Origin of the sequence: Trichocoleus sp. DQ-U1, assembly GCF_039961925.1 — a bacterium.
Taxonomy (GTDB): domain Bacteria; phylum Cyanobacteriota; class Cyanobacteriia; order Cyanobacteriales; family FACHB-T130; genus FACHB-T130.
This window is the reverse complement of record NZ_JAMPKB010000110.1, coordinates 1-13092: the sequence shown is the minus strand read 5'-3', so window position 1 is coordinate 13092 and position 13092 is coordinate 1. Positions and strand designations below refer to the sequence as shown.

Here is a 13092-nt window from a genome sequence, read left to right as displayed (position 1 = left end):
TTTCAACCCGTCAACATTTAGCGGAGACATACAAGGAGCTATCTAATGACTGACGAGGACAAGATGATCTACAAGCTTACAGTACACAGAAATTTTATTGGGTGGGTTATTGATAAGTTAAAAGAAGAAGGGATTTTAGCCCAAAGAACGACGGGGAATGACTCAAAGGGAGATATTTTGCTTATTAATCCTGATGAGGTTCCACGAGTAAAAGAAATAATCCGCCAGATTCAAAGTGAGTATAATAGTTAGGTAGGTTCATGCCACATATAGAAATTAAGACAAAAAAGAATATCTATCCAGGGGAAGCCCAGAAAATGATCGACAAACAAACTGTTATTGGGGTTCTTACTACAGGAACAATTTCTGCTAAAGCTAAAGAATTGTTTGATAATGCAGGTATAGCTTGGGCTGAGAATTTTCCAGAGAAGGAGTTTATGGAGTCAGAGGCTCAGGAGGAAGGCTAATGTTAGATATCAGCTTCTATCCAAAAAATGGTTATCCACCGTACACTGTAGAAGTATCAGAAGACAGTTACGAGTGGTTAGCAAAATCTGATTTTTCTAAAATAGGTACATCTGTAATAAGAAAAATACAGATAGAAGGAGAAGAGGAAAACTTACGTGTACTTCAGTTAGGTAAAGAGAATCGCAAGAAGCTAAGAATTTTTTTACTTGAGGCAATTAGTCAGGAAAGTGATGCCGTACTCAATCAGCTTGGAGATTCTCCTTCAAAACAAGAGTATCAAAATGCAACTTACCGTTTGAGGAAGCTGCAAGAATTACGAAAGTGTGTGGAAAACGAAAAGTATCAGTATCTTCAAAGAGTATAAATTAGTATCAAAAATACGCAAAAAAACGTGCACTCGCTTCCTATTAGACAAGAAGCGAGCGCTTTATTATTAATCTCCAGTCGCAAAGGCACGTAACTGGCACTGATTACTCCTCGATTTCACAAAGACGAGCGATATTTCAAAAGCTGATAAATAAAACGATTTTGAGCGATTTTACACGACTTTATTCGCTGGCTTGCCAATGCACGAAAGGACGCCCAGATGCCACGGTTTTAGAAACAATCTTCGTATAGCCAGGAACCCAATCGAGATTCACGCGAAAATAGACTTTGCCATTGCGAAACTCGAAGCTGTAGGAGTGTAAATCTGGAGAACTTGCCTGACCAACACAGGAGGCATAAGCTTCTTGTAGTGGAGCTTCATATTCCACAAACGTATTGCCTGAAGATGAAATTTTCCCATTACTAGCGATCGCTTTCGTGTCAGCGACAACTGTATGATCGGCAGCACCTTCAGAAGGTAACAAGACTGTCCAAAGTCCGACTGATGCGGGACACGTTCCTGATTGCTGTTCTACAGTCAATTGCTGGTTGGGTTGTTCTGAAGACACATCGGATGCTGGCTGAGCTAACGTCGAAGTAGATGTATTCAGCAGCAACGCAGACAAAATTCCTAAAGTGGTCGCGAATTGTACGGGTTGAAAAGGGGGAATTTTGGAGAGGAGTTTTTGGGGAATTAAAGTCGTTAGTGCCATTTGAAGTGCCTGCCAGCGTCTCAAGTGAAGAGCCTCTATAAATAGGATCGCTTGGCGCAGGCGCGATCGCCCTCCTACAGATTGGTTAACCCGATCGGGTGATAGATCCGTATTTTTTCGGAAATCGGAAAGATAAATCTTGAAGATTAGATGATGAATTTGTTCCCAATTCATCATTTTTAATGATGCTTCTGGAAAATTCATTCTTCTGACTACTGCCTTTGGCTTTCAACCCATCAAAAGACTTTTATCGGCGCGAAGGATGAAAGCCTCCACTGCAATCGAACAAAAGGGTTAAAGAGTGAACAAAACCATAAGTCAGAGTCAAAAAATTCCCTATCCAGAAGAGCGTGTTTCCACTAGACTGTATGCGAAAACTAGCCCCATGTATTGCTCTAATCTCCTACAAAGTGTGGCGGAAGCGACTCACCAACTGCTGACGAATCGCGATTTTGCAGTCGGCGTGAATCAAGCTTTAGCAACTCTAGGCAGAGTAACGGGGGTGGATCGAGCTTATATTTTTGAGATTCATCCTCATCCAGAAACCCGTGAATTAGCCTTTAGCCACCGATTTGAATGGACAAAAGAGTTTGTAACACCTCAAATTCACAATCCCAATTTACACAACCAGGCATTAGCGGCTTGTCGCATCAGTCGGTGGTACGAAGATTTGCAAGCTGGGAAGGCAGTTCGGGGTTTAATTCGCGAACTTCCAAATGGCGAACGGGACGTTTTGGCAAACAAGCAAATTTCCTCTATATTAGTTGTCCCAATTTCTTGCAATGGAAAACTTTGGGGTTTAATTGGCTTTGACGATCGCCGCTACGCTCGCCAGTGGTCAAAGGATGAGGAAGCTTGTTTGATAACGATGGCAGCAAGTTTCGGGAAAGCGATCGCTCATCAGCAAACGACTGAAACTCTACGGCAGAGCGAATTACGGCTGCAACAAATTACCGCTAACGTACCGGGGATGATTTTTCAGTTCCTTCAGCGTTCGGATGGTTCCCAGGCTGTCCCCTATGCCAGTTCCGGTTGCCGCGAACTGTTTGAATTAGAGCCGGAGGCGATTCAGGCAAATTGTGGCAAGGAGTTAATTTATCCCGACGACCGCGAGGCTTATGAACAATCCATCGCAGTTTCGGCTGTGACACAGCAACCTTGTAAATGGGAAGGTCGGATTCAGACTCCCAGCGGCAAAATTAAGTGGATTCAATGCGCTTCTCGACCAGAGAAGCAACTCAATGGCGATATTCTCTGGGATGGGTTGGTAATGGATATTACCGACCGAAAGCGGGCTGAGGAGGCGCTGCGAAGTTCAGAGGAGAAGTTCGCATCCGCTTTTCGTTCCAGTCCTGACTCAATAACGATTACCACCCTCAAAGAGGGACGATACATTGATGTCAACGAAAGTTTCCTCAATCTTTCCGGTTTCCAACGCCATGAAATTATTGGTCATACGACATTGGAATTAAATATCTGGGTGAATCCAGAAGACCGCCTCAAAGTTATCCAGCAGGTACAGGAAGAAGGTGCTGTCCGCAACCAGGAATGCGAGTTTCGCAACAAGTCTGGAAAGGTAATAATAGGGCTTTTCTGTGCAGAAATCATCAACTTGGAGGGTGAGCCGTGTTTGCTGACAATTGGGAACGATATCACTGAACGCAAGCAGGCGGAAATGAGGCAGCGCTTGGTGCAAGAACGCGATCGCTTGTTGGCAGAAATGGCGCTGCGAATCCGCAAATCGCTGGATTTGGACGAAATTTTTAACACTACCGTGGCAGAAGTCCGGTCGTTTCTGAAAGCCGACCGCGTCTTTATCGCTTCCGACACGACGGGAAAAGGCAGGGTAATGGCTGAATCGGTAGAACCCAATTACCCGCCGATTATGAACTGGGTACTTGACGATCGAAGTTCCCTGGAGGAGATGCGAACCTTGTTTGAGGCAAATCAGGTTCGAGTCGTTGAGGATACAACTCAAGCGACCGTTCACCCAGCGATCGCATCCTATTACCGCGATTATCACGTCAAAGCCGCCGTGGCTGTTCCAATTCGCGTGAAAGGCGATCGGCTATTGGGTGCATTAATTGTTAATCAATGCAGTGGAGCAAGGCGCTGGGAGCCGATCGAGATTGATTTGCTGGAGCAATTAGGAACCCAAGTTGCGATCGCCATTCAGCAATCTTGCCTCTTCCAACAAGTACAGGAACTCAATACCAACTTAGAATGCCAAGTTCGGGAACGTACCGCTCAACTAGAGCAAAAAATCCAGGAAGTTCAAGAACTATATGAACTGAAGGATGTCTTCCTCCATGCCGTTTCCCACGATCTGCGGACGCCGCTCACCGGCTGGTTACTGGTGTTGCAGAATTTGTTAACAGCCAATGGCAACGAACAAAAGACAATTCCAGTTTCTCGCTCAATTTTAGAGCGGATGATTCAAAGTAGCGATCGCCAACTCCGCTTGATTAACTCCTTGTTAGAAGTTCACACCAGCGAAGTGCGAGGTTTTGTCTTGCAGCGCGAACCAGTTCAACTTAACTCTCTCATTCAAGAGATTGTTGAGGATTTTGAGCTGTTGTGTGTCAAAAATCAGGCAATTCTGATCGATCAAATTCCTTCTGAACTGCCCACAGTGAACGCCGATCCGCTTCAGCTGCGGCGTGTGTTTGAAAATCTACTCACGAATGCTTTTAACCATAACCCACCCGGACTCAGGATGATTCTTAAGGCGACCGTTGAAGAACAGACAATTCGCTGCACTATTGAAGATAACGGTGTTGGGATGAATCCAGAACAATGCGATCGCGCCTTTGAACTTTATGCCCGTGGTTCGCAAGCACGACGCTCAACGGGTATTGGTTTGGGATTATATCTTTGTCAGCAGATTGTACAAGCTCACGGTGGCAAAATTGGCGTGACTAGTTCTCCAAAAGCTGGTGCAACCTTCTGGTTTACTTTACCTTTTGCAATGTCACCATAAACAGAAAGATGTTATTAGTCTAAGAGCTGTTTTATGCCTGCTTACTAGACCAATCTGATTGAATTTATAAGATGCTAGCCCTTTAGATACCCAACTTCTTAGAGAAGTTGGGTATTTCGTCTTCAATCCAACCGAGAAACACAATAATAGGACTCTTATGCTGACTAGATTCCTATGCTGACTAGATAAAGATGTCAGATAAATGAATCCTGGTGCATCCTTAGCGATGGCTACTAACCAATAACTAAAGCATGGTTAAAAATCACCCGATTGGGTGATTCGCTAGAAGAAAGTTAAATGTATCGCTCCCTCTTAAATTAGAAAATAAACCTTTGAGCGATCGCTCAATCGGTGAAAATAATTGAAAATCAATGAAAATCAAGTTTTGCTTGTTATCGTGGCAAAAAAAATATTACTTTTGATAGAAGAAAGAGATTAGGCTTTACATTTTCTGTGCCAGTTTTCTTACAATCACCTATGGACTGCATTTTTGAAGCAGGGGTGGGAATACTAAAGGATGAAGGCTATAAAAAAATGAAAAACCAGAAAAGTTGAAAGTTACCCCAAAGCGTAGCTTTTCACACTTCGGACTTCATTTTTCAGGGCTTTCAGCCTGTTAATCTGGTGAAATTGTTGAAAAATGGTTGAGTTAAAAAGAAGTGAAGTAATTGCTAATGCCTGAATATCTAGAAGCCATCCAGGAGTGTTGTCGGGACGAAGCCGCCTTTGAAAAGCTTAAACAAATTCTGGCTGACGGCGAGATTAAAACGATTCAGAAAACGACAGACAAGCTAAGACAGCAAGAGTCGAAATTTCAAAGAATGGTTGCCAACATACCGGGCATGATTTACCAGTACCTGCGGTGCCCGGATGGTCGTGAGTCCATCGTCTGTGCCAGTTCCGGGTACCAAGAATTGTTTGAGTTAGAACCAGAAAATATTCAGGCGAATTTTCAACTGCTTAAGGATTTAATTCATCCCGATGATGTCAAAGGGTATGAAGAATCTGTAGATATTTCTGCCGCCACGCTGCAACCTTGGGCTTGGGAAGGCCGTATCGTCACGCCGACTGGCAAAATTAAGTGGGTACAATGCGCCTCTCGTCCGGAAAAGCAGGCAAACGGTGATATTCTCTGGGATGGCTTGCTGATGGAAGTGACAGAACGCAAGCGAGCCGAAGCAGCACTAGAGCGAGAACGCAGATTATTTATCAGAGGGCCGGTTACGGTCTTCCGCTGGGTTGCCCAAGAAAATCGACCCGTGGAATATGTCTCGCCCAATATCAGTCAGTGGGGTTATCAACCGGATGACTTCATGAGTGGCAGGGTGACGTATGGTAGCGTTATTCATCCCGATGACTTAGCTCAAGTTGAGGCTCAGACTCAAGCGTATGATGCGGCTGGCTTAAATTTTCAGGAACAGGACTATCGCCTGATTCGCTCTGATGGGGAGGTGCGATGGGTTTATGAATTCACCAGCGTTGTCCGCAATGACCAAGGGAACATCACCCACTACGAAGGATATATTCTCGATATCACCAAGCGAAAGGAGGCGGAAGTCCAACTCCGGGCTGCGGGAGAACGCGATCGCGCTAGCATCTGCGCTCTGAGTGCGGCTCGCTTACTAGGAGAGATTGCGCTGAGAATTCGGCGATCGCTGGACCTCGATCAAATTCTCAACAACACCGTTCAGGAAGTTCGGCAATTTCTGCAAGCTGACCGGGTTTTTATTGCTCACTTAGATGCCAATTCTCAAGGCAAAGTTGTAGCAGAATCGGTGGCACCGGATTGTCGATCGATTCTCGGCTGGGTGACAAGTGACCGTTACCTCAGAGAACTTAAATCTTTCTTTAAACAAGGTCAGGTTCAGGCAATTGATGATACCGAGAAAGTCGTTAAATCTCGCTTTCATACTGCCTACTACGCTCAATATCAAATTAAAGCCAGTTTATGCGTTCCTATTCTGGTGGGAAACGAGTTTTTTGGAATGTTGATCGCCAATCAATGCAGCGGATCGCGTCATTGGCAGCAGTTTGAAATTGAATTGCTCTGTTCGCTAGCAACCCAAGTCGCGATCGCTATCCAACAAGCACAACTTTACGAACAAGTATCCACTCTGAATACCTGTCTAGAGCGCACTGTCGAGGAGCGCACTGCCCAATTACAGCAGGTAGTGGCAGAACTCCAAGAAATGAACCAACTCAAGGACGTTGTTTTACATACAGTTTCCCACGAACTCCGGACTTCGGTAATTGGAACTGTAATGGTGCTAAAAAATTTGCTCAATCAGCCAGCGGAAAAAATTACCCTTTCTCGTTCAATTGTCGAACGCATGATTCAAGGGAACGAGCGGCAATTGGGAATGATTAATTCCTTGTTAGAAACTCATTCTAGCGAGGAAGAGGGCATTATCCTCCACTGCGAGCCTATTCAAATAAAGACTCTGTTTGCAAAGATTCTCCAAGGCTTAGAGCCAACGCTGTCGCAAAATCAAGCGACACTAACGAATCTTGTTTCCGCTGATTTACCCTTGGTCATGGTCGATCCAGCTCAGTTACAGCGAGTTTTAGAAAACTTATTCAACCATATTTTGAAGCATAATCCCCCCAAACTGAGCCTACATCTGAGCACCACCGTTGAGTCTCAAAGACTGCGCTGCACGGTTCAGGATAACGGTATCGGGATGAGCCAACAAGAGTGCGATCGCTTATTCGATCTTTATATCCGAGATCCGAGATCCAGTTGCTCGACTGGCACTGGTTTAAAATTGTATCTTTGCAAGCAAATTATCACAGCCCACGGCGGGGAAATTGGAGCGAATAGCAGTCCTGGATTAGGGACAACCTTGTGGTTTACATTACCTCTAAATCGGGTTGCTTCTTAGCCTTTTAGTCTTTGAAGTTATATCGAATCCGGTTAATTCATCAACCTTATAGAAAAATTTATTGACGCCTCTCCGTTCACGGAGAGGCGTCAAGAGAGTGACATTCCTTCTTTAGTGAGGAATCTTACTCAAAGCGTGCCAAGTGCGATCGCCAACAATTCCATCCGCTATTAAACCAGAACGTTTTTGGAAAGATCGTACCGCTGCATCTGTTGCTGAGCCGAAGTTCGGGCTAGTTGCAGCAGTAAAATCGCCAGTTGTCTGTAAAAGACGCTGAAGCGTGACTACGATTTGACCTTTGCTACCTTTTTGCAGTACTGGCATATTGACGGGCGCACCCTTGTAAAGAGCCTGCCAAGTCAGATTTCCTACGATGCCATCTTCTTTCAAAAAGACGCGGTGCTGGTAAGATTTCACTGCATTTTCAACTACGATATCGAAGATTCCATCAATGTCACCGTTATAACTTCCCCAGTGAGTTAAAAGTCTTTGTAGTTCCTCAACCGATGCTCCTTGGGAACCGCGCTGAAGTACAGGTTTGTTGGTCTGGATGTTAGCATTTGCTTGAGTATTAATTGGAGCTTGCATGGTTAGTGTTCCTTGAAGTGATTTGGTGTTCCTTACACTTACTAAGGTAATGTTTAGCTCTCAGCTTCCACTTCACCCAACTAGCTCATTCTTTTGGATGATATTGATTCTTACCACCTTTTAAAAAAGCTTTTATTTAAGTGCTAATGCTTGGCATTTCTCGAAATCATCCATTTGGGTGAATCAAGAGCATGAGGTAGATAAAATAAATCATATTATTTTGATAACTACTGTTTTTTAAACAGTTGAATTGTATAGATAGGATTTTTTTTAAAGTGTTGTTGACCATCTAAGTAGCTGGACACGATTAAACTAAAGACTCGTGAGTTAATTTGCTTAGCCTTGGCAATCTTTCATCTAGCTTAAGACAGAATTGATGTTCACCCAGTTGGGTGAGACAAGGGGATGAAGTGCGATCGCTTCTAATCGTCTTAACCTGAGACCTGACACTGAATTCAAGGGTGCATGGTCATGTTGTCATTCTACTTATACGCTCGACGCATGGGGTTTATTTTAATTCACCCGGAGGCGATTACAAAAACTCCCCGTCTGACTAGCAGACAGTCTTTAATTGAGCCAAAACTACAGGTTTCGACGCACCAACAGTCAGCACAGTTTACGGAAAGTAGACATCAAATTGCACAACTTTATCACTTGGAGCGTCGGACATTTCTGTAGAAATACAATGAATCGCATTCCTACAGAATTTGGTTTACACCAGTCCAGAACGAAGCGCGACGACAGCTGCCTGAACCCGGTCATCGACAGACAGCTTGTTCATGATGCCACGGACATGGGTTTTGACCGTGTTGGGGCTGAGGTAGAGGGCGGCAGCAATCTCCGGATTGCTTTTGCCTTCTACCATTAATTTCAATACCTCTAACTCGCGCTGCGATAGCGTCGAAACAGTGCCGGTCACTGAAGGCGGTTTAAGATGGTCAATTACTCGTCGTGCAATTTGCGGATCGAGGTAGGTAGCACCTTCTTGGGCGGCAGCGATCGCAGAGAGCAAGCGTTCTACACTGGCACCTTTGATGCAGTAAGCATCCGCACCACTAGAAAGGGCGGCAATAATCTCGGTTTCTGTTGTATGGGAGGTCAATACCACTACCCGGATATTAGGAAGCGCTGCCTTGATTTGCTGAGTGGCGGCAATTCCATCTAGTCTTGGCAGACCAATATCCATAACCACCAGATCCGGTTTCAGTTTAAGAGCAGCTTCAACGCCTAAATAGCCATCTTCGGCTTGTCCGACAATCGTGAACTGCGGATGAGCGGCTAATGACTGCTCCAAACCCAACTGCATCATGGGATCGTCTTCTACAATCAAAACTCGCAATGGCTTTGACTCGGTTGGTAGATTCTGGGGTGATTCTGTTTCGGAGGGCATGGAATTAAATGGCACTTTACACTTATGGTAAAACCACGCGGATTGGCAGGTAATTCGGATAAAGCGGATTTCCTCAGACCAATCCTAATCCCTTCCGGAATTTTAAAAGTAAAAGTTAAAATTAAAAATTGCCAAAGCCCTATATTTTTAGAGAATTTTGAGGTTTTATAGGATTTCGCGCTGATTACTGCCTGGAATCTCCCTCTTTTAACCTCTCTCCCTCTCTTCCTTCCAGTTGCAAGGGGATGCGGTATTGTCCGGCAACATAATAGAAGAAGCGATAATAATTGGGAAATTGTTTAGAGGGCGATCGCCCCTGCCAGTAGTAGCGTATCCTTCCCTGAATCAGTGTCAATCGCATCAAACTGATATCTGAACGTAGTTCTACATAAAGTTTTCCGGTAACTCCTTGTTGGGTAGTAAAGTTCTTCTGCGTGAATTGATGGGGAGTTTTTTGCCCTGATGGCGCAAGTTCAATTTCTGGCAAGCGATCGCCTGCCACTCCTAATATTTCCACCTCTGGGTCTTGAGGATCTCTAAAAGCTCTTCCATCCCGATTGTCTGGCATTGGCGCAGCAATCCAGTTACTGGGATAAGGAAACTCGAAGCTATAACGCGGATTTCTATACGTTTTCCAGGTTGGCGACTGGGTATCCGAGGCGCGACAACTCCACAGCATTACACAGAGTGCGATCGCATAAACAACAACACGCCAGTTGCAACAAGCTTCGACTCTCTGACTTCTAACAACCGATCTAGGACGCCGGACCCCTCTGGGAAGGTTATTTAGCAATGGACACCGCCGAAACCTATCTCCGTTCTGCTTGCTTATATTCCTTACGCCAGTTCGTCCGACTCTGCCGGAAACTGTTAAGCAATGTAACAATATTGCCGTCATGCTGGCATGATGTCTTGACAGCCCGGAATAAGGCAGATAACCTGTGAAATATACCCGGGTAGAACAACTGAAAAGTTATATGCAAGACAAGCAAAAGGTTACGTTGTATCTTCCTCCAGGTCTCCATCGCCAGCTCAAAATTCGCTCAGCTGTTGACACGGAACCCATGTCAACAATTGTCGAAAGAGCGATCGTCTTCTACTTGGCTAACCCAGAAGTGGTTGATGAGGTAGAAGCAATCCAGGGAAGGACTCATCGAGTCTATTCCTGTCCGGAGTGTACTAGCTCTGTGGTACTGCGAGATGGAGAAATGGTTTCCCTGGATAATCAACCAGGTGTAATCGCTGAAGAGCTGACTACCCTTGAAAATGCCAGAGGTGAACTCGGCACGGATTCTCAGGGAGAAGAGGCATTGGTTCCCTGTTAAAGTTCCAAATCCTCCAGACTGCTTGAATTCCTCGCTTGCTCACGTTGGTTGCGGTTGATAAATGTTTGGCTAGTGGTTGTGCCGTCTCTAATGGGTCGATAGATATGAAAGAAGAGCTAGATATTCTGGTTCAGGCTCAATACCCCCTCATCTACCTAGTAACTTCCGAAGAAGAGCGGGCGGAGCGAACAATTGCCAATATTGCTCAGACAAAATCCCTGGCTCGGCGCGTCTACATTTGGACTGTCACCCACGGCATAGTCGAGTACGGTCAACCCCGCCATATTACCCAGCACAACACCGTCTCCCCAGAGGCAGCGATTGAATGGGTAGTACGCCAAAGAGAGCCTGGTATCTTTATTTTTAAAGACTTACACCCTTTTATTGACTCACCGGCAACAACGCGGTGGCTGCGGGATGCGATCGCCAGCTTCAAAGGGACACAGAAAATTATCATTCTCATGTCACCCGTTCAGCAAATCCCCATTGAGCTGGAAAAGGAAGTCGTCGTTCTAGACTATCCTTTGCCAGATTTGGCAGAACTGAACCAAGTGCTATCTAGCCAGTTAGAGCAAACCCGTTCTCGCCGCACCACAACTGAAGTTCGGGAAAAACTGCTAAAAGCAACCTTGGGTCTGACGCGGGATGAAGCCGAAAAAGTTTATCGGAAAGCTTTCGTCAAAACCGGGCGTCTGACGGAAACAGAAGTCGATATTATTCTTTCTGAGAAAAAGCAGCTAATCCGCCGCAACGGCATCTTGGAATTTATCGAAGAAGATGAAACCATTGATTCGGTTGGCGGTTTAGAAGAGCTAAAGCGATGGCTGAGACAACGTTCCAATGCTTTTACAGAGAAAGCAAGGGAATACGGTCTGCCCCAACCCAAAGGGATGTTAATCCTAGGGGTACCGGGATGTGGCAAATCTCTCATTGCCAAAACCACTGCCCGCCTCTGGAGTCTGCCACTTCTGCGCCTAGATATGGGCCGAGTGTACGACGGCTCAATGGTGGGGCGCTCAGAAGCTAACTTGCGGAATGCCCTGAAAACGGCTGAATCAATTTCCCCAGCGATTCTCTTTATTGATGAACTGGATAAAGCATTTGCCGGTACTTCTGGGTCTGCTGACTCAGACGGGGGTACTTCCAGCCGCATCTTTGGTTCTTTCCTTACCTGGTTACAAGAAAAAACGTCTCCGGTGTTCGTGATGGCAACTGCCAACCGGGTTGAACGTCTACCGGGTGAGTTTCTCCGCAAAGGACGCTTCGACGAGATTTTCTTTGTAGACTTGCCGACTGCGGAAGAACGCAAAGAGATTTTCAATATTCACCTTAGCAAGCGGAAGCGAGACATTTCTCGTTTTGACCTCGACCAGCTGGCTAAGGTATCCGATGGATTTTCCGGGGCAGAAATTGAGCAGGGATTGGTCGCGGCAATGTACGAAGCTTTTGCCCAAGACCGAGAATTTACCCAGCTTGATATCATCGCGGCAATAAAAGCTACTCTGCCGCTTTCCCGAACCATGAACGAGCAGGTAACGGCCCTGAGGGACTGGGCCAGACAGCGAGCGCGACCTGCTGCGTCCTCCGTCGCCGAGTATCAGCGACTGGAGTTCTAAAAGCTTTCTCCTGCTCCCAACAGGAGGAAAGGCTAGCAGTTTGCTAGCAGTTTGACAAAAAAAGCCGCCCAGTAATGTGTCCAGGCGGCAGACTCACATCCACAAGTTGTCGTTTCTCTTAACTCTCTACTGGAGGAAATCCAAATGTCTCACTTTAGCACTCTGCGTACCAAAATCACCGATGCCGAAATCCTGAAAGCTTCTCTCCGCGACCTGGGTATCAGTGTTAAGACCGAAGCAGATGTTCGGGGTTATAACGGTCAGCGGGTTCGTTCTGACATCGTTGCAGTTCTGGAAGGCGAGTATGACCTCGGTTGGTCTCGCAACAGCGACGGTTCTTTCGACCTGATTGCTGACCTGTGGGGCGTCGCCAAGAAGCACAACCAAACCGAACTGATTAACTCGATTAATCAGAAGTATGCCGTGAACAAGACCTTGGCTGAAGTCAAGCAACGCGGTCTGCAAAATGCCAACGTCAAGTTGGTTGTGCAAAAGTAATTTGTGTGCGCGTTCCCAAGCTATCGGGTTAATCAACTTTAGGTTAGCCCGTTTTTCCTATCACCCAGCTCTAACTAGAGCTGGGTAATTTTTTTATGGGAGTAATGACAGAATAGCGGAGCGATGCGATCGCGTCGCGCCTCAGCAGTAAAATAGACCTCCTGCATGAATGGTCAAGTAGTGTGCCAGTTCATAATCGAGATTGCACAATAAGGGAGTAGATCAGCATCAAGACACTGGGGAGTTGGTATGCCGTATACGGAGCT

Annotated in this window: 13 protein-coding genes; 9 read left to right on the top strand and 4 right to left on the bottom strand. The window is 45.7% G+C overall.

What is annotated here, in order from left to right:
* The first annotated feature begins 45 nt into the window (after positions 1–45).
* The 3 genes from NDI34_RS25715 to NDI34_RS25705 are packed head-to-tail and all read left to right on the top strand — an operon-like array spanning position 46 to position 832.
* On the top strand, positions 46–252 hold the full coding sequence (locus NDI34_RS25715) for a hypothetical protein (protein ID WP_190690319.1): 207 nt from the start codon (positions 46–48) through the stop codon (positions 250–252).
* A gap of 8 nt (positions 253–260) precedes the next feature.
* Positions 261–467 (top strand): hypothetical protein, encoded by a 207-nt coding sequence (locus NDI34_RS25710; RefSeq protein WP_190690322.1) that lies wholly within the window; start codon positions 261–263, stop codon positions 465–467.
* Positions 467–832 (top strand): hypothetical protein, encoded by a 366-nt coding sequence (locus NDI34_RS25705; RefSeq protein ID WP_190690326.1) that lies wholly within the window; start codon positions 467–469, stop codon positions 830–832. Before NDI34_RS25710 ends, NDI34_RS25705 begins: the two co-directional genes overlap by 1 nt.
* A gap of 184 nt (positions 833–1016) precedes the next feature.
* On the opposite strand, the gene NDI34_RS25700 is transcribed toward NDI34_RS25705, so the two are convergent.
* Entirely contained in the window at positions 1017–1751 is a 735-nt protein-coding gene (locus NDI34_RS25700; protein ID WP_339380557.1) for a hypothetical protein, read from the bottom strand.
* A 97-nt stretch (positions 1752–1848) separates the two neighbouring features.
* On the opposite strand from NDI34_RS25700, the gene NDI34_RS25695 reads away from it, so the two are divergent.
* Positions 1849–4527: a GAF domain-containing protein gene (locus NDI34_RS25695; RefSeq protein ID WP_348234234.1), complete on the top strand. Its 2679-nt coding sequence runs from the start codon at positions 1849–1851 to the stop codon at positions 4525–4527.
* A 674-nt stretch (positions 4528–5201) separates the two neighbouring features.
* Positions 5202–7409 carry a PAS domain-containing protein gene (locus NDI34_RS25690; RefSeq protein ID WP_348234233.1) on the top strand — a complete coding sequence of 736 codons (2208 nt, stop codon included), beginning with the start codon at positions 5202–5204 and terminating at the stop codon, positions 7407–7409.
* A gap of 111 nt (positions 7410–7520) precedes the next feature.
* On the opposite strand, the gene NDI34_RS25685 is transcribed toward NDI34_RS25690, so the two are convergent.
* On the bottom strand, positions 7521–7997 hold the full coding sequence (locus NDI34_RS25685; RefSeq protein WP_348234232.1) for a peptidoglycan-binding protein: 477 nt from the start codon (positions 7995–7997) through the stop codon (positions 7521–7523).
* 471 nt (positions 7998–8468) lie between these two features.
* Between NDI34_RS25685 and NDI34_RS25680 the strand changes: the two genes are divergently transcribed.
* Positions 8469–8675: a hypothetical protein gene (locus tag NDI34_RS25680; RefSeq protein ID WP_190415360.1), complete on the top strand. Its 207-nt coding sequence runs from the start codon at positions 8469–8471 to the stop codon at positions 8673–8675.
* Between the two features lie 34 nt (positions 8676–8709).
* Here the strand turns inward: NDI34_RS25680 and NDI34_RS25675 are convergent, their stop codons facing one another.
* Positions 8710–9387, bottom strand: coding sequence for a response regulator transcription factor (locus NDI34_RS25675; RefSeq protein ID WP_348234231.1), 678 nt, complete (start codon positions 9385–9387; stop codon positions 8710–8712).
* A 184-nt stretch (positions 9388–9571) separates the two neighbouring features.
* Positions 9572–10180, bottom strand: coding sequence for a hypothetical protein (locus NDI34_RS25670; RefSeq protein ID WP_348234230.1), 609 nt, complete (start codon positions 10178–10180; stop codon positions 9572–9574).
* A 184-nt stretch (positions 10181–10364) separates the two neighbouring features.
* Between NDI34_RS25670 and NDI34_RS25665 the strand changes: the two genes are divergently transcribed.
* The 3 genes from NDI34_RS25665 (at position 10365) to NDI34_RS25655 (ending at position 12826) form a co-directional block, all read left to right on the top strand.
* Positions 10365–10712, top strand: a complete 348-nt coding sequence (locus NDI34_RS25665; RefSeq protein ID WP_190415708.1) for a hypothetical protein — start codon at positions 10365–10367, stop codon at positions 10710–10712.
* Between the two features lie 104 nt (positions 10713–10816).
* Positions 10817–12328, top strand: a complete 1512-nt coding sequence (locus NDI34_RS25660) for an AAA family ATPase (protein WP_190415355.1) — start codon at positions 10817–10819, stop codon at positions 12326–12328.
* A 144-nt stretch (positions 12329–12472) separates the two neighbouring features.
* On the top strand, positions 12473–12826 hold the full coding sequence (locus NDI34_RS25655) for a DUF1257 domain-containing protein (protein ID WP_190415354.1): 354 nt from the start codon (positions 12473–12475) through the stop codon (positions 12824–12826).
* Positions 12827–13092 lie beyond the last annotated feature (266 nt).

Bases quoted from the DNA above. Each gene is read 5' to 3' on its own strand.
- NDI34_RS25715 (WP_190690319.1), top strand. From the start codon at position 46: ATGACTGACGAGGACAAGATGATCTACAAGCTTACAGTACACAGAAAT.
- NDI34_RS25710 (WP_190690322.1), top strand. From the start codon at position 261: ATGCCACATATAGAAATTAAGACAAAAAAGAATATCTATCCAGGGGAA.
- NDI34_RS25705 (WP_190690326.1), top strand. From the start codon at position 467: ATGTTAGATATCAGCTTCTATCCAAAAAATGGTTATCCACCGTACACT.
- NDI34_RS25700 (WP_339380557.1), bottom strand. From the start codon at position 1,751: ATGAATTTTCCAGAAGCATCATTAAAAATGATGAATTGGGAACAAATT.
- NDI34_RS25690 (WP_348234233.1), top strand. From the start codon at position 5,202: ATGCCTGAATATCTAGAAGCCATCCAGGAGTGTTGTCGGGACGAAGCC.
- NDI34_RS25685 (WP_348234232.1), bottom strand. From the start codon at position 7,997: ATGCAAGCTCCAATTAATACTCAAGCAAATGCTAACATCCAGACCAAC.
- NDI34_RS25680 (WP_190415360.1), top strand. From the start codon at position 8,469: ATGTTGTCATTCTACTTATACGCTCGACGCATGGGGTTTATTTTAATT.
- NDI34_RS25675 (WP_348234231.1), bottom strand. From the start codon at position 9,387: ATGCCCTCCGAAACAGAATCACCCCAGAATCTACCAACCGAGTCAAAG.
- NDI34_RS25665 (WP_190415708.1), top strand. From the start codon at position 10,365: ATGCAAGACAAGCAAAAGGTTACGTTGTATCTTCCTCCAGGTCTCCAT.
- NDI34_RS25660 (WP_190415355.1), top strand. From the start codon at position 10,817: ATGAAAGAAGAGCTAGATATTCTGGTTCAGGCTCAATACCCCCTCATC.
- NDI34_RS25655 (WP_190415354.1), top strand. From the start codon at position 12,473: ATGTCTCACTTTAGCACTCTGCGTACCAAAATCACCGATGCCGAAATC.